Genomic DNA, 21,314 nt, shown 5'->3' with positions numbered 1-21,314 from the left:
GAGCATCCTCCCACCTCGGCGGAACGCGCGCTGTGCGTGGTCAGCATCGCCTGTCGCCCCGATGAGGGCAGAATCATCACCATGGACCCTCGAGCATCCCGCACCCGCGCGAGTCTGGAGAGTGCGCTCCTGACCCTGGCTCGGGAACGAGCGCTCGACGATATCTCGGTCGCCGACATCGTCGAGCGTGCAGGCGTGAACCGCAGCAGTTTCTATCAGCACTACGCCGACAAAGAGATCCTGCTCGCCGACGCCCTCGAGTCAGAAGTCGACCACCTCTCCGAGACGCTGCGCGTGCGCCCGCCGACGGACGGCGCGACGATTCCGCACGAACTCTTCCTCTATCTCGCGCACATCGCGGAGAACGCGGCGGTCTACCGGTTGGTGCTCGGCGAACACGGCTCACCGCTCGTGGCCGCACGTCTGCGCGGGCAGATCGAGCAGATCGTGCTCGATACGGTGCCGCTCGCGAAGCCCGATGCGTTCCCCGGTCTTCCCCTCGACATCGTCGCGTCCGGCATCGCCGGCAGCGCGTTCGGCGTGCTGATCGCCTGGCTGGCACGTGATCCGCTGCCCGGCACCGATACCGCGGCGGAGTGGCTGTGGCGCGTGCTGATCGGACCCGGCGAAGGATGGGGCGCAACGGGTACCACCGCAGAGCAGAAATGAAAAAGCCCCGACGACTGGCGAGAGTCGACGAGGCTGATCCGTGCACCCCCTCGGACTTGAACCGAGAACCCACTGATTAAGAGTCAGTTGCTCTGCCGATTGAGCTAGAGGTGCGTGATTTCGGAGCGGATAATGAACTTCCGAACCGAGGGTCAACGTTAGCATCCCCGACGCCGCCTGCGCCAATCGAGGTCGCCGTCGCCCGCTATTCTTTCCTCATGAGCCTCGACTCCCCCGCCGATTCCGCTGTGAACGCGCGGGGAGCATTCGCCGCAGATCTCGACCTCGCGTTGCGGATGGCGGATGCGGCCGACCGCACGTCGATGGCACGCTTCGACGCCGCGGATCTCGACATCCGCACCAAGGCCGACTCGACCCACGTGACCGAAGCCGACCTCGCGACCGAACGCGCGATCCGCGACATCCTCGCCACCGAGCGCCCGGACGACGCGATCTTCGGTGAGGAGTTCGGACTGCAAGGAGAGAGCACCCGGCAGTGGATCATCGACCCGATCGACGGCACCGCGAACTACCTGAAGGGCGTCCCCATCTGGGCGACGCTCATCGCGCTCGTCGTCGACGGGGTTCCGCGGGTGGGCGTCGTCAGCCAGCCCTCCATCGCGCGGCGATGGTGGGCCGCCGAGGGCGACGGCGCGTGGACCGTGGTCGACGGCACGCCGAGACGCCTGCAGACCTCGAGCGTCGACACGATCGTCGCCTCCAGCGTCAGCTTCCAGAGCATCGCGCAGTGGGATGAAGTCGGCCGCGTCGACGACGTCGTCCGCCTGTCACGCGCCGTGTGGCGCGACCGCGGGTACGGCGACGCGTGGCCGTACATGCTGCTCGCCGAAGGACGCCTGGAGATGGTCGCCGAGTTCGGTGTCAAGGAGTACGACATCGCGGCGCTGCATCCGATCATCACCGAAGCCGGCGGCCGAATGACGGCGTTCAGCGGTTCGGACTCGCTGTCCGAGCTCTCCGTGCTCGCCACCAACCGCATCCTGCACGACCCCTTCCTCGACTTCTTCGAGCAGAGCCCCGCAACGGAGCCCACCCCATGACCCGTCGTCTTCCCCTCGCGCCGCTCGCCGCCCTCGTCGCGGCATCCGGTCTTCTGCTGGCCGGCTGCGCGGGCGGCGATACCGCGGCTCCTGCCGTCACCACGGCGGCACCCGTGCAGACCACGGCCCCGAGCCCGGTCGCGAGCGCCACCACCACACCGACCGCGGCAGCGACCGCGGTCACCTGTGAGAACCTCATCCCGACGTCGATCCAAGACGAGTTCGCCTCGCACAACTGGACGTACAAGCAGGACGTGTTCCGCGTGGGCGAGCGCACGATCAGCGACGGCATCTCGTGCGTGTGGGGCGACTACTCCGTCGCGTCCGACCACGTACAGATCTTCGCGTGGGCGCCCATTTCGGGATCGGATGCCGACGCAGCCCAGACCGAACTGCTCGCGGCAGGCTGGCTGCGGGTCGACGACCCGAACGGCACCTACCTGACCGAAGATCCGCAGACGGCGGTCTCGACGGATGAAGACGGGTACGGCCTGACCTACGAGTTCGGCGACGGGTGGGTGACGATGGCCGACACCAAGCAGAGCCTCGTCCTCATCGATCCCCCGGCCTGAGCCGGGAGGGCGCGGACCCTGCGGTACTGGGGTCAGTCCCGAGGATCGCTCGGGCGCACCGCGGCGTCTTCCGCGATGTCGATGCGCTTCACGCCGTCGTGCTCGCTGACGACGATCCGCGGCTTGGCGTCTTCTTCGGTGGCATTCGGTGCGGCGGTCAACTGGTCGTGGCGCTTCTCGTCATCCGTCATGTCGTTCGTGGTGTCCATTCCCCCACGCTACGGCGGGGAGGCGACCCGCGGTCGGGCCTTGACGACGGAGTGCGACCCGTCCGCGTCGCGCGGCTCGTCCCGACACCGTCATGACTCATCGATCCGAGAGAACGACCGTTTCCGTCGGCCATTCGCCACAGCGGATCACATGCTCCGCCGCGTCGATCGCAGAATCGATCGGCAGCGTGTCCGCATCCGGATAGCTATCCTCCTGACCGTTCTGCAGCCGGAATCCGCTGCTGACCGCGGGGCTCGCCGTCGGACTGACCGCATGTTCCCCGGGATCATCTGCGTCGGCCAAGAGCATCACGAGTGCCCGCGAGGTGTTCGTGAGAAACCCGAGCACGAGGCCGTCGTCTCGCTCGAACCAGAACTCGCAGCGGCCGGCGGGAATCGCTTTCGCGAAGAACGCGCCGACCTGATCGGCGCTGATGCTCGCGCGGTCGGGTTCGACGAACCAAGAGTGGGGCGACACGCTGCCGACTCTAGCTGCACGATCCCCGGAGGCCGGCGCTGCACGGATGGACCACGCAGCGCACCTGGAAGGTCAGCGAGTCCGCGCAGCACCTCATTCACTGCCCGTTCACGCCGCGCTGGTGTGCTGGAAGGATGCGGGAATCGACGCGAGAGGTGTGGGCCGCCTTCGGAAAGCTGGGGCTCACGTCTTTCGGCGGCCCCATCGCCCACCTCGGATTCTTCCGGACCGAGTTCGTCGAGCGACGTCGGTGGCTGAGCGACAACGACTACAGCGAGCTCGTGGCGCTCTGCCAGTTCCTGCCTGGCCCGGCATCGAGCCAGGTGGGATTCGCGCTCGGCTACTCGCGCGCGGGACTGCGGGGGGCGCTCGCGGCGTTCATCGCGTTCACGCTGCCCTCGGCGGTGTTGATGGTCGCCGTCGCCTCGGGTTCGTCGCTGATCGGTGGCCCGGTCGGCGACGGCGCCATCGCGGGACTGAAGGTGGCCGCGATCGCGATCGTCGCACAGGCCGTGTGGAGCATGACCCGCACCCTGACGCCAGACAAGGCACGAGCGGGAATCGCCGTGGGGGCGGCGTTTCTCGTCCTTCTCCTCGGCAGCACGATCGGCCAGATTCCCGCGATCATCCTGGGCGCGGCGGCCGGCGTCGTGCTCTGCCGACGAACCACCCAGGAGGTGCCCGCGACCGGCGCACGCCTCGGGATCTCGCGGCGCGCGGGCGCCGTGTGTCTGGGCGCATTCGTCGGTCTGTTGATCGCGCTCCCGCTGCTCGCGTCATGGACGGGCTCCGGCGCGATCGGACTGCTCGACGGATTCTTCCGCGCGGGCTCGCTCGTCTTCGGCGGAGGCCACGTCTTCCTGCCCCTCCTCGAATCCGAGGTCGTGCAGACCGGCTGGGTCAGCGTGGATCAGTTCCTCGCCGGGTACGGCGTCGCGCAGATCGTTCCCGGCCCGCTGTTCACCTTCTCCGCGTACCTCGGCGTTCTCGCCGACGTCGGCCCGGGCGGCATCGCGGGAGCGCTTCTCGCTCTCACCGGGGCATTCCTTCCCGGCTTCCTCGTGCTGCTCGGCGTGCTGCCGTTCTGGAGCCGACTGCGCACGCGGTCATGGGCTCCCCCGCTTCTCCGCGGCGCCAACGCGGCCGTGGTCGGAATCCTCGCGGCCGCCCTCTACGACCCGCTCTTCGTCACTTCGATCACCGGAGCCGCGCCCCTCGCGCTCGCTCTCGTCGGGTTCGTGCTGCTCACGCGGTGGAGTGCCGCACCGTGGATCGTCGTGCTGCTCAGCGCGATCGCCGGGATGCTCGGCGCGGTCGTCAGCGGCTGACCAAGGGTTGCTGACCGCGGGTCATCGACCGAGGGGTCATCGGCCGGGCGTCACTGGCCGTCGTTCTTTCCCGATTTGTCTTTGTCGGGCTTGTCGTTGCCGGGTGAAGTGCCCCCGTTGCCCGGGGCGTTGCCGCTGTTGCCGGGCGCATCATCGGAGTCGTCGGACTCTTCGCTGGGAGTGACCACGGGCGCCGGCGTGTCGACTGCGTCGTCGGGATCCGTCGTCTCTTCGGGCTCGGTCGTCTGCACGGGGGTAACGTCCGGGTCGGTGGTTCCGGCATCGTCCGACGTCAGGGCGGCCAGGTCGGCGCGGAGTACCGCGATCGCGGCACGGATGCGGTCGGCCTCCGCAGCGTCGATCTCGCCGGCCGCGAGGGCGCGGCTCACCTCGGCGTCCAGGGCGTCGAGCGTCGAGGCCGCCGCGGCCCTGTCGCCCGCCGCGATCTGGTCCGCGGTGTCGACGACGAACGTCTGCATGGGCGTCGTCGACGCGGCGGGCTGGCAGCCGGTCGAGACGGCCGTCCCGGCCGCGATCAGAAGGAGCGCGGTGTAACGCCGGTGAGCCCTCACGGCGACACCTCGTTCCAGAGTTCGTCGATGTGCGTGTTGATCGGGTCGGGCAGGGTCGGGAATGACGGCGCCGGAGCGGGAGCCGGGTTGGCCGAGGCGACCCAGGCGATTGCGATCCCCGCGGCGAGCAGCGCAGCGACGATCGTGAGGAGAACCGCGGTCCGGCGTGCGCGCCGAGGCTCACCCGCGCTCGAGACGTCGCCGGAGCTTCGGCGCGACAGGCTGTCGCGTCCGGCGGGTTGCGGCGCCGGGGTGACTGCGGTCGGGAGGTCGGGGCGCGTCGGCAGCTCCGGCGCCACACGCCCCGGTGTCGCGGAGAGCAGAGCGGTCGATGCGGTTCCGGGCGCGGCCGGCAAGACGCGCGTCGCCTGCGATTCGCTTGCGTCGTCGGGCCGGGCGGCGATCCGGCGCGCTTCGGCCGCGACCTCGTCCGCGGACGGGCGGCTGTCGGGAGCGATCGTCGTCATCGCGGTCAGCAACTGGCGCCACGCCGGCCCGATGCCGTCGGGGATGGGCGGAGGCTGGGTGAGTCGCGCCACGAGGGATTCGACCGGCGCACTCCCCGGGTAGGGCGCGCGACCGCTCAGCGTCTCGATCAGCACGAGTCCGAGCGAGTAGATGTCGGCGGATGTGGCGGGTGCCGCTCCCCGCACCTGTTCCGGGCTGAGGTAGGCCGCGGTTCCCACGACCGTCCCGGTCGCCGTCACGCGCGTGGCGTCGACGAGCGACGCGATACCGAAGTCGGCCAGGGTCGCGGTCGGGGTCTGGCCGTCCACGTGCGACGGGCGCATGAGCACGTTCGACGGCTTGAGGTCGCGGTGCACGATGTCGCGCGCGTGCACGACGCTGAGCGCGCCGGCGAGGTCGCTGGCGACGCGCGCCGCATCCGTCGACGAGAGTGCTCCGTGCGTCTCTAGGTGGGTGCGCAACGTCGGGCCGTCGATGTACTCCATAACGAGGTACGGCGGGTCGGCGTCGAGTTCGGCGTCGAAGAGCGTCACGAGCGACGAGTGCGTGAGCGAGGCCAGCAGCAGCGTCTCGGTACGCATCCGTCCGCGGTCGCGCGGTTCGATGCTCGTCGAGAACTGCTTGATCGCGACCGTCCGTCCGAGGATCAGGTCGTGCGCGCGGAACACGCGCGCGAAACCCCCTTGGCCGACCACCTCGCCGAGGCGATAGCGGCCCGCAAGGGCGCCGTCACGCGGATCCAGGGGCGCTGTTGCGGTGTCCTCCCCCACATCGATCCTCTCCTGCTCATCGAGCGTCCTGACCGGCACCCGGTCGCGTCGTCGTCGACGCGCGCGTGTGCGGCGTCCCTTCGAGACTTTCTCACATCGGCCGCGGGGTGCGGCGCGCCCTTGACACGCACGACCGCCGTGCCGCGCGGTTCGGCCGCCGCACGGCGCCGCGTAGGCTCGAGGGTTATGGCTGCCGGCGCAACGATCCACACGTTTACGGTCAACCTCGCCGATGTCGACCGCGGCGTCTACGAAGAACTCTCGCTGCGGGTCGCCCGGCATCCATCCGAGACCGCCGCATTCATGCTGACCCGCGTGCTCGCGTACTGCCTCGAGTTCGAGGAGGGCATCGCGTTCAGCGAGGGCATCTCCACGACCGAGGAACCCGCCGTCCTGGTGCGCGATCTGACCGGCACGATTCTCGCCTGGATCGAGATCGGAGCGCCGGATGCGGCACGCCTGCACTTCGGCAGCGCGCAGGCCGAGCGCACCGCTGTCTACACGCACCGCGATCCCGCGAAGGTGTCGGCGCCGTGGGCGGGCAAACGCATCCACCGCGCCGACGAGATCACGCTCTACAGCTTCGATCCCGGCTTTGTGGAGGATGCGGCGCGTGTGCTCGAGCGCCGCAACACCATGACGGTGTCGATCACCGAGCGCCACCTCTACCTCGATCTGAACGGCACCAGCGTCGAGTCCGACGTGCACGCGCAGCCCGTGGCCTGAGCGGGAGCTCGCGGGGGTTGCGGCGGTGAGGGGATTAGCCGCGACGGGCTCGGCGGTACCCCTTCCCGCTCGTAGACTTGCGGAGATGTCCCTCACCGCGGATCACCGACCTCGCCAGCGGGGCTACGGGGTGCGGATGACGATGAAACTCGTGACGGCTGCGCTTCTGCTCCTGGCGCTGAGCGCCGCCGCTCCCCTCGGGCACCACGATGTCGACCGCGCACCGACCGCTGCGACTGTCGCCGTGGCGGGTCAGCACGTCATCGCCGCGAGTGAGCACGTCGCCGCCGCGGGTGAGCACGTGATCGTCTCATCGAGTGACTCATCGGCGCTGTGGAGCGCGGGCTGCCTCGTCATCGCCGCGTGCTGCAGCATCCTGCTCCTCGCTCTGACGTTCGCGGGGCGAAGGGCCGCCCACCGCGCGCTCGTCTCGACGTCGCCGCGCGATGCGCCGCGTCGGTATCGACCGTCGTTCCCCGTCCTTCCCGCGCTGACTCTGACCCAGCTGTCGATCAGCCGTACCTGAGTGCCGGACCCCGCTCGCGGGGCGGTTCGGTGTCCTCGGTGCGAGGACGTTCAGGTGCGGTAGTGATCGAAAGTCGAGGAATGTTGTGCGGAATTATGTGAAGCCGTTATGGGTCACGGGTGCGGTCGTGGTGGTGCTGGTTCTGGTCGCGGTGATCTGGATGGCGGTGAACCGCTCGGCGCCGGCGGATAGCGGGGCGGGCCCGGCGAGTGTCGTGCGCGAGGACTCCCGCGTGCTCGATCGCGGCGGCGAAGAAGCGGTGACGGTTGTCGAGTTCCTCGACTTCGAGTGCGAGGCCTGCGGCGCCGCGTACCCGTACGTCGAGCAATTGCGCGCGGACTACGCCGGACGTATCACCTACGTCGTCAGGTACTTTCCGCTGCCCGGTCATGTGAACTCGACGAACGCGGCACTCGCGGCGGAGGCGGCGGGTCAGCAGGGCGCGTTCGAGGAGATGTACCACGCGCTGTTCCAGTCCCAGGCGGACTGGGGCGAGGCAGGAGAGTCGCGGGCGGACGTGTTCCGCACGTTCGCCGAAGACCTCGGGTTGGACATGACCGAGTACGACCGCGCCGTGGCCGATCCCGACACGCTCGCTCGCGTCCAGGCGGACTTCGCCGACGGTCGCGCCCTGGGAGTGTCGGGCACGCCCACCTTCTTCGTCAACGACAAGCAACTGACCGAGTTGACGCAATGGTCGGACGTGACCGACGCGATCGACGCGGAGCTCGCTCCGTGAGGGGCCACGCCCGCTCGTGAGCGCCTCGGCGCGTTCATCTCTGACGCGACGAAAAGGGCCTCGGATTCGCGTGATCGCGAGTCCGAGGCCCTTTCCTGTGACAGTGGCGTGGTGGAGATGGGGGGAATCGAACCCCCGTCCATCGCTGCAATACGGCGTTTTCTCCGGGCGCAGTCTGTGCAGACGTTCTGCTCGGCTCCGACCTTTGTCACAGACACCTAAGTCGACGAGCCCAGCCTGGGAAAAGTCCCGAACGACGTCCAGACGCCATCGTTCAGCAAGATCCCTAAATGACGCCAGGGTCCGTGGCGGGATCACACACGGTCTGACGGACTATCGGGCTCGCTTACGCAGCGAGGGCGAAGTCAGTGCGCTTGGTTTCGGCACTTATGGTTTTGCAGGGAGCGTTTACGAGATAACCCTGCATCCTCGGCCCGCTTCTCGCAGATTCACAAGCAATGTCGAAACCGATCATCCCCGTGATCCTTCTTCCGAAGGGGCCACTGTCACGCTGTGGAATTGTCATCTCGGCCACCGAAGAACCCGAGCGTTCTACCGTACAACGGATGCGGGTCCCCCGCCATTCCCGCCGTCGCGGTCTGATGGGCGCGCGTCGGCCTCGACGTTTCACCGTCCGCCCGCGGCGAGGTGATCTGCCCGAGCGAGGACGGATGCGGCTGATTCGGTCCTCGCTTCGGCAGATCTCCTCGCTCCGGGCCGGTCGGAACCGCCGGGTCCACCGTCCCCGCATCCGCCCCGGCAGCCGTCCGGGCCCTCGTCTCGAGAGCCGGGGCCAACCCCGTCCGCCCGCGGCGAGGTGATCTGCCCGAGCGAGGACGGATGCGGCCGATTCGGTCCTCGCTCCGGCAGATCTCCTCGCTCCGGGCCGGGCCCCACCGCATCCGCGATCAACCGGCCACCCCGCATCCGCCCGGCGATACGATCGATGCGATGATCCCCTCGCGCCGCACCCCGTCCGCACAGACCACCCTCGACGTTCTCGAGACGGCGTGGCTCACACCGGGACTCGTCCGGGTGACGCTCGGCGGCGAGCAGTTCTCCGCCTTCCCGGACCGGCCGGAGACCGACAAGTACGCGAAGCTCTACTTCCCGCCCGAGGGCAGCACGCTGAAACCGCCCTACGACCTCGCCGCTCTCCGCGAGCAGGTGCCGTTCGACCAGCTCCCCACCGTTCGCACATACACGATCCGCCAGGTCGACCACGACCGACGGACGATCGACATCGACTTCGTCGTGCACGGCGACACGGGGGTCGCGGGGCCCTGGGCCGCATCCGCCCAGCCCGGCGACCGGTTGACGATGTCGTCGCCCGGCGGCGGATACTCCCCCGACCTCGACGCCGATGAGCGCGTGCTGATCGGCGACGAATCCGCCATCCCCGCGATCGCCTCGGCGCTCGAGTCGCTGCCGTCCGGTGTCAGCGCGATCGCGCTCATCGAGACGCGCTCGACAGCTCATCGAGTCACGCTCGCCGGCAACGTGACCTGGGTCGACGAGCAGCACGATGCACCGGGCGCGAATCTCGTCACCGCGGTCGAGGCCCTCCCCTGGCCCGCCGGACGCGTGCAGGTCTTCGCGCACGGCGAACGCGGCGCCATGAAGGCCCTCCGCCCCCTCTTCACCGCTCGCGGCGTCGCGCGCACCGAGCTCTCGTTGTCCGCGTACTGGGCCGCCGGACGCACCGAAGACGCCTTCCAGGCCGAGAAGCGGCTGCCCGTGGGTCAGATCTTCCCGGCCTGAGGTCACGGTTCGATCCGCAGCGCGATCGACAGCGCGATTGGCAGCGCGATCGGCAGCGCCGCGTAGAGTCGCGGCATGAGCGACGTCACCATCACGGTCCGCGGCGAACACGAGGAACGACTCGCGGCGGAGGTCGGCATCGTCCGCGCCACGATCCGCGCGGAGGGTTCCGACCGGCCCCGAGTCATCGAGGAGCTCGCCGAGATCACCCGCCCCGTCCGTGCCGACCTTGACGCACGCCGCGAGAGCGGCGCACTCCTGCGATGGACCAGTTCTCGCGCGAACGTCTGGACGGAACGGCCCTGGGCGCCCGACGGCGCGAAGCTCGACCCGGTGCATCACGCGTCGGTCGAGATCACCGCGAACTTCGCTGACCCGGCGGCTCTTTCCGCCTGGGTCGACGAGGTATCCATCCTCGACGGCACGCAGATCGACGCCGTCACATGGGAGCTGAGCGAACTGACCGCGGGCGCGGCTCGCGACCGGGTGGCCGCATCCGCCGTGCTCGACGCGGTGAATCGCGCGGCCGCGTACGCGTCCGCCCTCGGGCTCAGCTCCGTGACGCCCGTCGCGATCGCCGACGTGGGCCTGCTCGGCGGAGACGGCACGACGCCGTCCCCGAAGCTGATGCGCGCCATGGCAGCGGATGCGGGCGGCATCGACCTGCGACCCGATGACGTGGTCGTGAGTGCTGCCGTCGACGCTCGCTTCATCGCGCACTGAGCGATTGACTCCTCCTCCACAGGCTTCGATCAGCGCCGACTTATCCACAACTTTTCATGCTTTGACCGGGAGATAACCCGTCGAGTGAATGTCTGACCCCCTCGTCATAATGGAGGAATGACGCTCCCCCTCCCGCTCACCGCGGTGAGCGGGTTGCTGAGCGAGTCGGTGGAGCCCCTCATCGATCCGCGGGCACTCGCCTCGATGAGCGACGATGCCCTCTTGTCGCTCGTGCAGGATGCGGAATGTCTGGGGCGAGCGGTCGACGGCCTCCGCGTCCTCGCCGCGGGAGAAGTCGTCGAGCGCTCGCGGGCCACGCTCGGACCTGAGCGGCTTTCCGCGAAACGCGGCTGCCGTACCCCGGCCGAGGTGCTGGAGCGCGCGGCGCTCGTCTCGGGCCAGACCGCTCGCGCCCGCATCCAGCTCGCGACCCGCGTCCAGTCAACCTTCACCCTGACCGGCGAGCTCCTCCCGGGCGCCTTTCCTTCCGTGCGCGAGTCGCTTGCATCCGGAGCGTTGTCGACGGATGCGGCCGCCGCAATCGTCAGTTACCTGGCACCGGTGCTCGAGCGCGGGCACGCGGTCGACGCGACGGCAGGCACCGACCCGGTTCGGACGGCCGAGTGCGAGCTCGTCGCGGCGGCGCTCGCGGGTGAGACCGCCGACGACGTGCGTCTGATGGCGCAGACCTGGGCACTGTTCCTCGATCAGGACGGTGCCCTGCCCGACGAGCGAGGCAACCGCGAGCGCCCTCTGTCGCTCGGTCGCGAGCGCAACGGCACGGTGCCGGTGCGCGGCGCTCTGCTCCCCGAGGTTGCGGCGCAGTTGCAGCGTCTGCTCGACGCGTTCCTCAATCCGAAGGTCGGCGACGGGCCGCGGTTCGTCGCCGGTGAGACGGATGCGTGCGGTGGCACGCGGGCGGGTGACGCCGACGCCTCTCCGCACGAGTCCGGTATCTTCCGCGACGATCCCGAGCCACGCACTCCCGCGCAGAAGCGGCACGACGCACTGGCCGGCATTCTGACGGTGTCGGCGGTCCACGACAGCATGCCGCGTCTCGGCGGAGCCGCGCCCACGCTCATCGTCGCGGCCACTCCCGATCAGCTGGCCGCCCCGCGCGGCCTCGCCTTCTTGCAGGGCGGCGCACAGACTGGCGCGCCGGTGTCTGCATCCGTCGCCCGACACATCGGTTGCCTGGGGGCCGTGCAGCGGCTCGTGCTGTCACCCGACGGCCGGATCATCGAGCTGGGCAACGCCCTCCGGGTCTTCTCCGCAGCGCAACGCCGGGCGATCACGGTACGCGACGGCGAGTGCGTCATTCCCGGATGCCACGTTCCCGGCGCATGGTGCGAGATCCATCACGTGCACGAGCACTCACGGGGCGGACCCACTCACACCGACAACGGCGTGCTGCTGTGCTGGCACCATCACCGCACGATCGAGACCGGCGGGTGGGAGATCGAGATGCGTCGAGGCGTGCCGTGGGTGCGACCACCCGGATGGATAGACGCCCACCGGGCATGGCGACCCGGAGGGCGGTCGGCGATCCGGGAGTGGGCCAGACTCAGAGCCAGCGGCGGTGCGCCACCGTGATCGGCGTTACCACTCAGAGCCAGCGGCGGTGCGCCACCGTGATCGGCGTTGCCGCTCGCCCCGTTCCTCTACTCGCCGAGTCGGTTCTTCGTGCGCATGGCACGTTCGGCCTCGCGCTTGTCCTGCCGCTCACGCAGGGTCTGACGCTTATCGAACTCGCGCTTGCCCTTCGCCACCGCGATCTCGACCTTCGCGCGGCCGTCGAGGAAGTACAGCTTCAGCGGAACGAGGGTGTAGCCGCCGGCCGACACGGCGTGGGAGATCTTGATGATCTCCTCCTTGTGCAGCAGCAGCTTGCGGGTGCGCTTGGCGGAGTGATTCGTCCAGTGCCCCTGCGAGTACTCAGGGATGTTGACCGCGTCGAGGAACGCCTGCCCGCCGTCGATGTAGGCGTAGCCGTCGCTTAGGTTCGCACGGCCCTGACGCAACGACTTCACTTCGGTGCCGGTCAGCACCAGCCCCGCCTCGTACGTCTTGTCGATCTCGTACTCGTGGCGTGCGCGGCGGTTGGTCGCGATGACCTTCTCTCCGCGTTCCCTGGGCATGACCGTCTCCTCATTCGCGCCGGGCAGTGCGCACGGCAGCCCATCAGTCTAGCAACCGGCGGATGCCGCGGCGCACGCACGTCCCACGCGTACCGCGAGACGGGTACTCGCTACGCGCGCAACCAACGCCTGATCGCGAAACCTGCCGAGAGCGCCGCGAGCACCACACCGATCACGATGAGCACCGGGATCACCACGGCGAGATCACCGTAGTCCACCCATGTCGTCACGAAGGTGATGCGCTCACGCAGATATCCGTTGACGCCGAACTCGACCGTCGCCCACACGCCGACGCTTGCGAGCGCCGATCCGATGAGGGCGGCGAACACGCCCTCGAGGATGAACGGTGTCTGGATGAATCTGTTCGACGCGCCGACCAATCGCATGATGCCGAGCTCCTTTCGACGCGCGAACGCCGACAGTCGGATGGTGGTCGCGATGAGCAGCACGGCGGCGATCAGCATCAGGCCGGCGATCCCGACCGCGATGTAGGTGGCCACGGTCAGCGCCGAGAACAGCGGTTCGAGGTACTGCAACTGGTCCTTCACCTCCTCGACACCGCTCGTCCCGCCGAAGGCTTCGGCGATCACATCGGACTTCGACTGGTCGTTGAGGTTGATGGAGAACGTCGCGTTGATCTGGTCGGGCGTGATGATGCTCTCGTACTCGGCGCCGAGCTGATCGATCGCCTTCTCGTACGCCTGTTCGCTCGTCTCGAACGTGTACTCACGGATGAGCGGCGACAACGTCGGGCCGGTGAGCTGAGCGGTCACGGCGTCGATCTGATCCTGCGTGGCGACGCCGCCGTCGCACGTGGGCGCGGTCGACACGCTCGCGCACATGTAGACGGCCACCTGGGCGCGGTCCGCCCAGAAGTCCTTCATCTTGCCGATCTGCATCTGCATGAGGATCGCGGCACCGACGAACGTCAGCGACACGAACGTCACCAGCACGACCGAGATGACCATCGAAGCGTTGCGGCGGAGCCCGCTGAGGGCCTCCCCCGTGATCAGTCCGAACCTCATCGGGTGGGCCCCACTTCGTCTTCCGATCCGCCGAGGCCGAGTCGGTCCGCGAGCCCGAGCTCGTTCACCTCGACCTCCGGAATGTCGGCCACGGGCACGGGGCGCGTGATGGGCTTCTGAGCGTCGGGCAGCTTCTCGGCGAGGGATGCCGCGGCATCCGCATCCGCCTGATGCTGAGCCTGCGCGACGGGCTCGACGATCGCCGCCTGCTCGGTCGCCGCGACCGCGGCATCGAGCGTGATCGGCTCGACCTGGCCGGTCTCGGCGATCTCGCGGTGCACCTCGAGCACGGCGGTGAGGGCGGCGACCGCCGCCGCACCCCGCTCGACCTGCGGCGCGAGGCGCGGGATACCGGACGTATCGCCATAGCCGCCGTGGCGCTCGTCGCGCACCATCTCGCCGTTCTTCAGCTCGATCACGCGTCGCTGCATCTGGTCGACGAATCCGGCCTCGTGGGTCGCCATCAGCACGGTCGTGCCGCCCGCGTTGATGCGGGCGAGCAACTGCATGATGTCGACGGATGTCGCGGGGTCGAGGTTTCCGGTCGGCTCGTCGGCGAGCAGCACCTGGGGGCGGTTCACCAGTGCGCGCGCGATCGCGACGCGCTGCTGTTCTCCGCCGGAGAGTTCGTGCGGCAGCCGCTTCTCTTTGCCGTCGAGGCCGACGAGCGCGAGCGCCTCGGGGACGGCCTGCTGGATGAACCCGCGCGAGGAGCCGATGACCTGCAGCGTGAACGCGACGTTCTGGAAGACGTTCTTCGTCGGCAGCAACCGGAAGTCCTGGAACACCGAACCGACGTGGCGACGGAAGTAGGGAACCTTTCGGTTCGGGACGCTGCGGAGGTCCCGTCCGAGCACGACGACACGCCCCTCGCTCGGGACGTCCTCGCGCAGGATGAGTCGCAGGCACGAGGATTTCCCCGACCCGGACGCCCCGACGAGGAAGACGAACTCTCCGCGTTGCACCTCGAAGTCGACGCTCTGCAGAGCAGGTCGAGAGGTGCCGCGATACCGCTTGGTGACGTTTTCGAACCGGATCATGGCTGTGTCAGCCTAAGCGCGGCTCTTCCGGATGCCGTCCGCGACACCCGGGGCCTCCGCATCCGAAAACCGTATGAATCAGTCTTCTTTGCGCTTGCGCCAGCGGATGCCGGCGGCGATGAAGCCGTCGAGGTCGCCGTCGAGAACGACCGCGGGGTTGCCGACTTCGTGTCCGGTGCGCAGGTCTTTCACGAGCTGCTGGCCGTAGAGGAAGTAGGAGCGCATCTGGTCGCCCCAGCTCGCGGTGATGGTGCCCGCCAGCTCCTTCTTCTTCGCCGCTTCCTCTTCGCGCTGCAGCAGCATGAGGCGCGTCTGGAGGACGCGCATCGCGGCCGCTCGGTTCTGGATCTGCGACTTCTCGTTCTGCATCGACACGACGATCCCGGTCGGAAGGTGCGTGATGCGCACCGCCGAGTCGGTCGTGTTGACGGACTGGCCGCCGGGACCCGAGGAACGGAAGACGTCGACGCGGATGTCGCCCTCGGGGACCTCCACCTCCTGTGCTTCTTCCATGACCGGGATGACCTCGACCGCGGCGAAGCTCGTCTGGCGCTTGTCAGCGCCGCCGAAGGGGCTGATGCGGGCGAGTCGGTGCGTACCGGCCTCGACGGACAGCGTGCCGTAGGCGTACGGGGCATCGATCTCGAACGTCGCCGACTTGATGCCGGCGCCTTCGGCGAACGACGTGTCCATCACCTTGACGGGGTACTTGTGGCGCTCGGCCCACCGCAGGTACATGCGCATGAGCATCTCGGCGAAGTCCGTGGCGTCATCGCCGCCGGCTCCGGAGCGGATCGTCACGACGGCCGAACGCGCGTCGTACTCTCCGTCGAGCAGGGTCTGCACTTCGAGCTGACCGATCACGTTCTGCAGATCGGCGACCTCTTTACGGGCCTCTTCCGCAGAATCCTCGTCTTCCATCTCGACCGCGAGCTCGATCAACACGTCGAGATCGTCGAGTCGGCGCTCGATCTCGACGATGCGCTTGAGCTCCGTCTGACGGTGGCTGAGCGCGCTCGTGACCTTCTGCGCCTTATCGACGTCGTCCCAGAGGTCGGGGGCGCCGGCCTCCTCGGAGAGACGAGCGATCTCGTTCTGCAACGCCTCGACATCGACCACGGCCTGGATATCGGCGAAGGTCGAACGCAGGGCTTGGATTTCGGGGGCGAGATCGAGTTCGAGCATGACACTCCAGACTAACCTGGATGGACATGTCCGATCACGTCGCTTCCGTCCTGTGGCGGTTCGCGCCGATGATCTACGGCCCCACCGTGCTCTTCTCGCTCGGCGAAGGCGCCGTCATCCCGCTGATCCCGGTGCTCGCCGCCGAACGCGGCGCCGACATCGCGCAAGCGGCGCTCATCACCTCGTTCCTCGTGATCGGACAACTGTTCGGCAACATCCCGGCGGGGTGGGCGGTCGCCCGGTTCGGGGAGCGCGCGACGATGGCCGCCGGCGGGGTGCTCGCGATCGTCGGCGCCCTGGCCATGCTGTACGGACCGTCGACCGCCGTGCTCGCGCTCTCCGTCTTCGTGATCGGATTCTGCGCGGCGATCTTCGGCCTGGCCCGCCACTCGTTCATGACGACACGGGTGCCGGTGGCATTCCGCGCGCGGTCGCTGTCACTTCTCGGCGGATCGTTCCGCCTCGGTACCTTCATCGGACCGTTCGTGGCCGCGGGGCTCCTGGTGACCATCGGCGACGAACTTTCCGCCGTCTGGTTCTTCCTCGGCTGCCTCGTCGCGACGATCCTGCTGGTGCTGCTCGGACCGGATCCCGAGCGCGCCGCCCCCGCGGGCGCGGCGTCGAACGCTCCCGCGGCCCGGTACGACGACACCGGAGAAGCGGTCTCGGGTTCGATCCCGACATCCGAGCGCGTCGGCGTCTTCCGCACCATGTGGCAGCACCGCGGCGTGTTGTCGCGGCTGGGACTCGCCGGCGCATCACTGTCGGCCATCCGCTCGGCCCGGCAAATGGTCCTGCCGCTGTGGGGTCTTTCGCTCGGTCTCGACGCGCAGACGATCGCGCTCGTCGTGGGCATCTCCGGCGCGGTCGACTTCGCCCTCTTCTATGCGAGCGGACAGGTGATGGACCGGTTCGGGCGCCTGTGGGCGGCGCTCCCGGCGACGCTCCTGATGGGGACGGGTTTCCTGGTGCTCTCGGTGACGCACGAGTTCGACAGCGCCGTCATCTGGTACGCCGTCCTCGGTGGAGTGCTGGGGCTCGGCAACGGCTTGTCGAGCGGGATACTGCTGACGCTCGGAGCGGATGCGGCGCCCCGCAGCGACCCGGCACCGTTCCTCGGGTCGTGGCGTACGCTGACCGACGCGGGCGGCGCTGTCGCCCCGCTGATCGTGTCGGCGCTGACCGCGGCGGTTTCACTGTCGGTTGCGACCGGCGCGATGGGGCTCCTGGGATTCGTCGGCGCTGCCGCGTTCATCCGCTGGGTGCCGCGGTTCGTTCCCCGACGCGGAGGAGAAGAAACGCCGTGACCGAGTTCAACTGGGCGGGAAACCTGGCCTACTCCGTCGACGCTGTCGCCGAGCCGTCGACGCGCGACGAGCTCCGCACGCTCGTCGCTTCCGCATCCGCCGTTCGGGCACTGGGTTCGCGTCACTCCTTCAACCGCATCGCCGACACCGCCGGGTTGCTCGTGTCGACCGCGGGCCTGCCCGCGCGCGTATCCATCGACGCCGCGCGTCGGATCGCCCGGGTCGCCGGAGGCATGCGGTACGGCGAGGTCGCCCGCGCTCTGCAGGCGAACGGCTGGGCTCTCGGCAACCTCGCCTCCCTCCCCCACATCTCGGTCGCGGGCGCCATCGCCACGGGCACCCACGGCTCAGGCGACCGCAACGGTTCACTGGCGACGGCCGTTGCGGGTGTCGAGATCCTCACCGCCGACGGCGACATCCGGATGCTGCGCCGCGGCGAGCCCGGATTCAACGGCGCCGTGGTCTCTCTGGGCGCGCTCGGGATCGTGCTCGACGTCGAGCTCGACATCGAGCCGGCCTACGAGATCGCCCAGACCGTGTATGAGCGGGTCGCGTGGGAGGACGCCCTCGTCGACCTCTCCGCCGTCACCTCGCTCGGGTACAGCGTCAGCATGTTCACGACCTGGCGCGACGCCGACACGGTCGACCAGGTGTGGGTGAAGGCGCGAACGGATGCGGGGCCCGCACCCGCGTCCGTGCTGGGCGCGTCGCCCGCGTCGGCTCAGCGCCATCCGCTGCCCGGGGAGGCCGCCGACAGCACGACCCCGCAGCGCGGCGTCGCGGGTGCGTGGCTCGACCGGCTTCCGCACTTCCGCCTCGAGTTCACTCCGTCGCGCGGCGCCGAACTGCAGACGGAGTACTTCGTCTCTCGCAGAGATGCGCCCGACGCGATCCGCGCGCTCAAGGTCTTCGCGCCGCGCCTCGGGGACCTGCTGCTCGTGAACGAGGTGCGCACGATCGCTGCCGACGAGCTGTGGCTGAGCGGCGCGTACGGCCGCGACACCGTCGGGCTGCACTTCACCTGGCGGCCGGATCAGCCCGCCGTCGAGGCGCTTCTCACCGAGATCGAGGCCGCACTCGCTCCGTTCGACCCGCGCCCGCACTGGGGCAAGGTGTTCACGATGCCGACCGACGTCATCCGCTCGCGCTACCCGCGGATCGACGACTTCGCCGCACTCCGAGCGGAGTTCGACCCGCGGGGTGTCTTCCGGAACGACTACGTCGCCGCACTCGGGCTCTGAGAAGTATGCATCCCCCGCGGGCCGCCGCTGCGGCGAACGCCGCGCCCGCCGTCACCCGCGCCGGGGATCAGCTCACTCGAAAGTGATGATCCCGGCGCGCGCGGCGCGGATGAGCACCTGAACGCGGTCTCGCACATCCCACTTCGCCATGATGTTGCTGAGGTGCGATTTCACGGTCGCTTCCGAGACGCTCTGCTGTCTGGCGATCTCCGCATTCGAGAGACCGCGCGCGAGAAGTGAGACGACGGCGCGCTCCCGCGGTGTGAGCCGTTCCGCATCGGACAGACGTACGAGCTGCCCAACGCCCACCGACGCGGACACCGACGCGACGAGCATGCTCGCGACGGCCGGCGAGAGGACCCGCAGCCCGCGTGCGATATCGCGGAGCGCGGCGACGATATCCTCCGGCTCGGAATCCTTCAGCAGATAACCGCCCGCCCCCGCTTGCAGCATCGGCAGGATCGCGTCGAGTGAACCGAACGTCGTCAGCGCGAGCACCTTGGTGGCGGGATGATCGCGGGTGATGATCCGCGTCGCTTCCGCCCCACCCATGACGGGCATCTGAGCGTCCATCAGCACGACGTCCGGGGCGAGCGACGCGACCGCTGCGAGCGCGTCGGCCCCGTTCGCAGCCTCTCCGACCACCTCGATGTCGTCGGCCTCGCTGACGAACACCGTGAGGGCGCGACGGATCAGCGATTCGTCGTCGACCACGAGCACCCGAAGTTCTTGCACGCCCCCCACGATAGGACCCCGCCCGCACCCCCGACGAAAGGGGGAGAGAGCGCTCGCCTTCCGACGGAAGCGGTGCCGCCTGACCTCCCGCGATGCTGACCAGATCACATCGAACAGGAGGTGAGCATGTACTCGACCAATGGACTTTGGACCGCACTGTGCCGACTCTTCGGTGTCTGCAACTGACGCTCGCGGAGTGCTGCACGCTCACATCGCGTGAGCGCACCTTTGCATAATGGAGCGATGACCGTTCCGCCGCACGACTCGCGCAGACGACAGGTGTCGTTGCGCGCGTTGTGGGCGTCGTTGCGCACCGATGCGGCGTTCACGCGCGTCGAGCGGTGGGCACTGTGGAGCCTCATCGGCGCGGGCTTTGTGGCCGGCCTGGTGCTGACCGCCTCGGCGGGGCTTCCGGGTGAGGATGCCGTCTTCCAGACGCTTCTCACCCTCGCCTTCGCACTGGTTCTCTGGCGACCGAAGGCGTTCGGGGCGGCACTGCTCATCCTGCTCGCGGTCTCCCCCGCCGTCGACGCTCAGCAGGAGGCGATCCTGGCGTTGGCGTTGGGCAGCGGGCTGATCGCACGCACGTGCACGATCGCCATCCAGGCCGCGTACGTCGTCGCCTTCTTCGGCGCGGCGATCCTGATCCACGCCTTCTTCCCGGCCTCCGAGCCCCTGTCCAGCTTCATCGCCGCCATCATCGTGGCGACCGGATCGAGCGGTGTCGGGTTGACCCTGCGTGCGGTCACGGAGCGTGAGATGCAAGCGCACCGCAAGCTTCTGGTGTCGGAGCAGGCGCGGGCGGAGGTCGCCGCCGGGGAGCGTCGGCGGATCGCCGATGATCTGCACGACGTGGTCGCCCACGATCTGACCATCATCGCGATGCACGCCCGCCTTCTCGAACGGGATCCCGACCCGGACGATCGCAGGACGTCCCAGCGCGCGATCCTCGATTCCGCGCGGCAGGCGCTCTCGGACGTGCGGCGCGTGGTGCTGCTGGCGAGCGAGGATGCGGATCCGGCGACCGGTGCCGACAACCAGCGCGGCGTCGGCGTCGCGGCGCGGGAACTCGCCCGGGAACTGACGGCAGCCGGGTACCGGGTCCAGCTGGACGACGAGGTGCCCGACGGCGCCGACGTCGACCGCCTCGTGAGCGCGACTCTCGCGCGCATCGTCCGCGAAGCCGGAACCAACATCCTGAAACACGCCGTCGGAGCGCAGCGCGTGCGCATCCACTTGCGGCAGTCGGACGGCGAACTCCGACTCTCCGTGTGGAACTCGCTTCCGCGCGACCCGAGCGCGTCCGACGCGGTCAGCGGGGGGTACGGAATCGTCCGGATGAACGAACGCACCGCGATTCTCGGCGGCTCGTTCGAGTCGGGGCCGGAATCCGGCGGCTGGCAGATGCGGGCGTCTTTCCCCGCTCGCTGACCGCGCGACGACCGGCCTACCCGCGGATCTGCCGGACCTCCTCCGAAAGTCGGAGTCCGGGCAGCACTTTCGGATGGATTGACGCGGGATCGCTTGTTCACCGCTCCTGCATCGGCAACCCTGAGGGCGTCCAGGTGGGCCGATGAAAGGGGAACAAGTGAACATGACGATGGAGTCCAGAGACGTCGCACTCGCACGGCGAGTGGACGCAGCCGTGCATGCGATTTACGACGGGACGGCGAGGGGATCCGTGTCCGCACCGGTCCTCGGCACACCGGCCACGGTGGCCGCGGCGCCGGCGGCGGTCGCGACATGGAAGCTCGCGGCAGCCGCGGTCGGCGGGGCGGCCAGCGTGGTCGGCGCCTATGTCGCGGGTCGAGCGGTCGGATCGTGGTGATTGACGGCGCGCTCGAGACGCGAGTGGGTAACGCCCTCGCGGAGCTCGGGGACGCCGGCGGCGTCTCGATCATCCGCATCGGGCGAGAGGCTCAGGGCCCCGTGCTGGCGACCCCGCTCATCGCTGCGGCGTTTGCGGGAGGCGCCGTGTACGGCGGAGGCCTCGTCGCGGCGTTCGAGGCCGGCCGAGCGGTTCGCGGAGGCTGAGTCGCGA

General features: G+C 69.0%; 24 protein-coding genes, 1 tRNA gene and 1 other RNA gene. 15 read left to right on the top strand and 11 right to left on the bottom strand.

Features of this window, described 5'->3' with window-relative positions:
* Nucleotides 1-81 precede the first annotated feature (81 nt).
* Entirely contained in the window at nt 82-669 is a 588-nt protein-coding gene (locus tag LMI96_RS01755) for a TetR/AcrR family transcriptional regulator (RefSeq protein ID WP_228360282.1), read from the top strand.
* A gap of 41 nt (nt 670-710) precedes the next feature.
* On the opposite strand, the gene LMI96_RS01750 is transcribed toward LMI96_RS01755, so the two are convergent.
* Nucleotides 711-783: transfer RNA gene (locus LMI96_RS01750), tRNA-Lys, on the bottom strand.
* Between the two features lie 104 nt (nt 784-887).
* Here LMI96_RS01750 and LMI96_RS01745 point away from each other — a divergent pair.
* Both LMI96_RS01745 and LMI96_RS01740 read left to right on the top strand, forming a co-directional pair.
* Nucleotides 888-1,730: an inositol monophosphatase family protein gene (locus tag LMI96_RS01745; RefSeq protein WP_228360281.1), complete on the top strand. Its 843-nt coding sequence runs from the start codon at nt 888-890 to the stop codon at nt 1,728-1,730.
* Complete coding sequence (locus tag LMI96_RS01740) at nt 1,727-2,302, top strand: hypothetical protein (protein WP_228360280.1); 576 nt, start codon at nt 1,727-1,729, stop codon at nt 2,300-2,302. The genes LMI96_RS01745 and LMI96_RS01740 overlap by 4 nt, the downstream gene beginning before the upstream one ends.
* Nucleotides 2,303-2,334: 32 nt before the next feature.
* Here LMI96_RS01740 and LMI96_RS01735 read toward each other — a convergent pair whose 3' ends face one another.
* Together LMI96_RS01735 and LMI96_RS01730 are read right to left on the bottom strand one after the other, a co-directional pair.
* Nucleotides 2,335-2,511 (bottom strand): multidrug transporter, encoded by a 177-nt coding sequence (locus tag LMI96_RS01735; protein ID WP_223720860.1) that lies wholly within the window; start codon nt 2,509-2,511, stop codon nt 2,335-2,337.
* A 97-nt stretch (nt 2,512-2,608) separates the two neighbouring features.
* Entirely contained in the window at nt 2,609-2,989 is a 381-nt protein-coding gene (locus tag LMI96_RS01730; protein WP_223720859.1) for a hypothetical protein, read from the bottom strand.
* Nucleotides 2,990-3,123: 134 nt separating this feature from the next.
* On the opposite strand from LMI96_RS01730, the gene chrA reads away from it, so the two are divergent.
* Nucleotides 3,124-4,317, top strand: a complete 1,194-nt coding sequence (gene chrA, locus LMI96_RS01725) for a chromate efflux transporter (protein WP_228360279.1) — start codon at nt 3,124-3,126, stop codon at nt 4,315-4,317.
* Nucleotides 4,318-4,367: 50 nt separating this feature from the next.
* Here the strand turns inward: chrA and LMI96_RS01720 are convergent, their stop codons facing one another.
* Both LMI96_RS01720 and LMI96_RS01715 read right to left on the bottom strand, forming a co-directional pair.
* On the bottom strand, nt 4,368-4,889 hold the full coding sequence (locus LMI96_RS01720) for a hypothetical protein (RefSeq protein ID WP_228360278.1): 522 nt from the start codon (nt 4,887-4,889) through the stop codon (nt 4,368-4,370).
* Nucleotides 4,886-6,127 (bottom strand): serine/threonine-protein kinase, encoded by a 1,242-nt coding sequence (locus LMI96_RS01715; protein WP_228360277.1) that lies wholly within the window; start codon nt 6,125-6,127, stop codon nt 4,886-4,888. The genes LMI96_RS01720 and LMI96_RS01715 overlap by 4 nt, the downstream gene beginning before the upstream one ends.
* 186 nt (nt 6,128-6,313) lie before the next feature.
* Here LMI96_RS01715 and LMI96_RS01710 point away from each other — a divergent pair, with 186 nt between their 5' ends.
* From LMI96_RS01710 to LMI96_RS01700, 3 genes are all read left to right on the top strand, one after another.
* A complete protein-coding gene (locus LMI96_RS01710) occupies nt 6,314-6,853 on the top strand; it encodes a YaeQ family protein (RefSeq protein ID WP_228360276.1) in 540 nt (179 codons plus the stop codon).
* An 85-nt stretch (nt 6,854-6,938) separates the two neighbouring features.
* Complete coding sequence (locus LMI96_RS01705) at nt 6,939-7,379, top strand: hypothetical protein (RefSeq protein WP_228360275.1); 441 nt, start codon at nt 6,939-6,941, stop codon at nt 7,377-7,379.
* A gap of 85 nt (nt 7,380-7,464) precedes the next feature.
* The gene (locus LMI96_RS01700) at nt 7,465-8,118 is read left to right on the top strand and encodes a thioredoxin domain-containing protein (protein ID WP_228360274.1); all 654 of its coding nucleotides are present in this window, start codon (nt 7,465-7,467) and stop codon (nt 8,116-8,118) included.
* Between the two features lie 109 nt (nt 8,119-8,227).
* Here the strand turns inward: LMI96_RS01700 and ssrA are convergent.
* Nucleotides 8,228-8,597: a transfer-messenger RNA gene (ssrA, locus tag LMI96_RS01695) on the bottom strand.
* 472 nt (nt 8,598-9,069) lie between these two features.
* Between ssrA and LMI96_RS01690 the strand changes: the two genes are divergently transcribed.
* The 3 genes from LMI96_RS01690 to LMI96_RS01680 all read left to right on the top strand — a co-directional run bounded on the left by LMI96_RS01690 (nt 9,070) and on the right by LMI96_RS01680 (nt 12,195).
* A complete protein-coding gene (locus tag LMI96_RS01690) occupies nt 9,070-9,879 on the top strand; it encodes a siderophore-interacting protein (RefSeq protein WP_228360273.1) in 810 nt (269 codons plus the stop codon).
* Between the two features lie 75 nt (nt 9,880-9,954).
* A complete protein-coding gene (locus LMI96_RS01685; protein ID WP_228360272.1) occupies nt 9,955-10,602 on the top strand; it encodes an SIMPL domain-containing protein in 648 nt (215 codons plus the stop codon).
* Nucleotides 10,603-10,719: 117 nt separating this feature from the next.
* Nucleotides 10,720-12,195 (top strand): HNH endonuclease signature motif containing protein, encoded by a 1,476-nt coding sequence (locus LMI96_RS01680; RefSeq protein WP_228360271.1) that lies wholly within the window; start codon nt 10,720-10,722, stop codon nt 12,193-12,195.
* 68 nt (nt 12,196-12,263) lie between these two features.
* Here the strand turns inward: LMI96_RS01680 and smpB are convergent, their stop codons facing one another.
* The 4 genes from smpB to prfB form a co-directional block, all read right to left on the bottom strand.
* The gene (gene smpB, locus LMI96_RS01675) at nt 12,264-12,740 is read right to left on the bottom strand and encodes an SsrA-binding protein SmpB (protein WP_223720849.1); all 477 of its coding nucleotides are present in this window, start codon (nt 12,738-12,740) and stop codon (nt 12,264-12,266) included.
* 110 nt (nt 12,741-12,850) lie between these two features.
* Nucleotides 12,851-13,765, bottom strand: coding sequence for a permease-like cell division protein FtsX (gene ftsX, locus LMI96_RS01670; RefSeq protein ID WP_228360270.1), 915 nt, complete (start codon nt 13,763-13,765; stop codon nt 12,851-12,853).
* Nucleotides 13,762-14,805, bottom strand: coding sequence for a cell division ATP-binding protein FtsE (gene ftsE / locus LMI96_RS01665; RefSeq protein ID WP_228360269.1), 1,044 nt, complete (start codon nt 14,803-14,805; stop codon nt 13,762-13,764). Before ftsE ends, ftsX begins: the two co-directional genes overlap by 4 nt.
* A 78-nt stretch (nt 14,806-14,883) precedes the next feature.
* Nucleotides 14,884-15,990, bottom strand: a complete 1,107-nt coding sequence (gene prfB, locus LMI96_RS01660) for a peptide chain release factor 2 (RefSeq protein WP_228360268.1) — start codon at nt 15,988-15,990, stop codon at nt 14,884-14,886.
* Between the two features lie 26 nt (nt 15,991-16,016).
* Here prfB and LMI96_RS01655 point away from each other — a divergent pair, with 26 nt between their 5' ends.
* A complete protein-coding gene (locus LMI96_RS01655) occupies nt 16,017-17,297 on the top strand; it encodes an MFS transporter (protein ID WP_374197900.1) in 1,281 nt (426 codons plus the stop codon).
* Nucleotides 17,294-18,538, top strand: a complete 1,245-nt coding sequence (locus LMI96_RS01650) for an FAD-binding protein (protein WP_228360266.1) — start codon at nt 17,294-17,296, stop codon at nt 18,536-18,538. The genes LMI96_RS01655 and LMI96_RS01650 overlap by 4 nt, the downstream gene beginning before the upstream one ends.
* Before the next feature lie 72 nt (nt 18,539-18,610).
* On the opposite strand, the gene LMI96_RS01645 is transcribed toward LMI96_RS01650, so the two are convergent.
* The gene (locus LMI96_RS01645; RefSeq protein ID WP_223720843.1) at nt 18,611-19,273 is read right to left on the bottom strand and encodes a response regulator transcription factor; all 663 of its coding nucleotides are present in this window, start codon (nt 19,271-19,273) and stop codon (nt 18,611-18,613) included.
* A gap of 243 nt (nt 19,274-19,516) precedes the next feature.
* On the opposite strand from LMI96_RS01645, the gene LMI96_RS01640 reads away from it, so the two are divergent.
* The 3 genes from LMI96_RS01640 to LMI96_RS01630 all read left to right on the top strand — a co-directional run bounded on the left by LMI96_RS01640 (nt 19,517) and on the right by LMI96_RS01630 (nt 21,307).
* Nucleotides 19,517-20,704 (top strand): sensor histidine kinase, encoded by a 1,188-nt coding sequence (locus tag LMI96_RS01640; protein WP_228360265.1) that lies wholly within the window; start codon nt 19,517-19,519, stop codon nt 20,702-20,704.
* A gap of 250 nt (nt 20,705-20,954) precedes the next feature.
* Complete coding sequence (locus LMI96_RS01635; protein ID WP_223720841.1) at nt 20,955-21,101, top strand: hypothetical protein; 147 nt, start codon at nt 20,955-20,957, stop codon at nt 21,099-21,101.
* Nucleotides 21,095-21,307, top strand: coding sequence for a hypothetical protein (locus LMI96_RS01630; RefSeq protein WP_223720840.1), 213 nt, complete (start codon nt 21,095-21,097; stop codon nt 21,305-21,307). Before LMI96_RS01635 ends, LMI96_RS01630 begins: the two co-directional genes overlap by 7 nt.
* Nucleotides 21,308-21,314: the final 7 nt, after the last annotated feature.

The sequence above is a fragment of the Microbacterium sp. cx-59 genome, from assembly GCF_020805625.1.
GTDB lineage: Bacteria > Actinomycetota > Actinomycetes > Actinomycetales > Microbacteriaceae > Microbacterium.
Note: the sequence above shows the minus strand (reverse complement) of the source record. Positions and strands in the feature narration are given on the sequence as shown.

What these genes read in the sequence shown, in the direction of transcription:
- LMI96_RS01755 (WP_228360282.1), top strand. Translation starts at nt 82, where the DNA reads ATGGACCCTCGAGCATCCCGCACCCGCGCGAGTCTGGAGAGTGCGCTC.
- LMI96_RS01745 (WP_228360281.1), top strand. Translation starts at nt 888, where the DNA reads ATGAGCCTCGACTCCCCCGCCGATTCCGCTGTGAACGCGCGGGGAGCA.
- LMI96_RS01740 (WP_228360280.1), top strand. Translation starts at nt 1,727, where the DNA reads ATGACCCGTCGTCTTCCCCTCGCGCCGCTCGCCGCCCTCGTCGCGGCA.
- LMI96_RS01735 (WP_223720860.1), bottom strand. Translation starts at nt 2,511, where the DNA reads ATGGACACCACGAACGACATGACGGATGACGAGAAGCGCCACGACCAG.
- chrA (WP_228360279.1), top strand. Translation starts at nt 3,124, where the DNA reads ATGCGGGAATCGACGCGAGAGGTGTGGGCCGCCTTCGGAAAGCTGGGG.
- LMI96_RS01710 (WP_228360276.1), top strand. Translation starts at nt 6,314, where the DNA reads ATGGCTGCCGGCGCAACGATCCACACGTTTACGGTCAACCTCGCCGAT.
- LMI96_RS01705 (WP_228360275.1), top strand. Translation starts at nt 6,939, where the DNA reads ATGTCCCTCACCGCGGATCACCGACCTCGCCAGCGGGGCTACGGGGTG.
- LMI96_RS01690 (WP_228360273.1), top strand. Translation starts at nt 9,070, where the DNA reads ATGATCCCCTCGCGCCGCACCCCGTCCGCACAGACCACCCTCGACGTT.
- LMI96_RS01685 (WP_228360272.1), top strand. Translation starts at nt 9,955, where the DNA reads ATGAGCGACGTCACCATCACGGTCCGCGGCGAACACGAGGAACGACTC.
- LMI96_RS01680 (WP_228360271.1), top strand. Translation starts at nt 10,720, where the DNA reads ATGACGCTCCCCCTCCCGCTCACCGCGGTGAGCGGGTTGCTGAGCGAG.
- smpB (WP_223720849.1), bottom strand. Translation starts at nt 12,740, where the DNA reads ATGCCCAGGGAACGCGGAGAGAAGGTCATCGCGACCAACCGCCGCGCA.
- ftsX (WP_228360270.1), bottom strand. Translation starts at nt 13,765, where the DNA reads ATGAGGTTCGGACTGATCACGGGGGAGGCCCTCAGCGGGCTCCGCCGC.
- ftsE (WP_228360269.1), bottom strand. Translation starts at nt 14,805, where the DNA reads ATGATCCGGTTCGAAAACGTCACCAAGCGGTATCGCGGCACCTCTCGA.
- prfB (WP_228360268.1), bottom strand. Translation starts at nt 15,990, where the DNA reads ATGCTCGAACTCGATCTCGCCCCCGAAATCCAAGCCCTGCGTTCGACC.
- LMI96_RS01655 (WP_374197900.1), top strand. Translation starts at nt 16,017, where the DNA reads ATGTCCGATCACGTCGCTTCCGTCCTGTGGCGGTTCGCGCCGATGATC.
- LMI96_RS01640 (WP_228360265.1), top strand. Translation starts at nt 19,517, where the DNA reads ATGACCGTTCCGCCGCACGACTCGCGCAGACGACAGGTGTCGTTGCGC.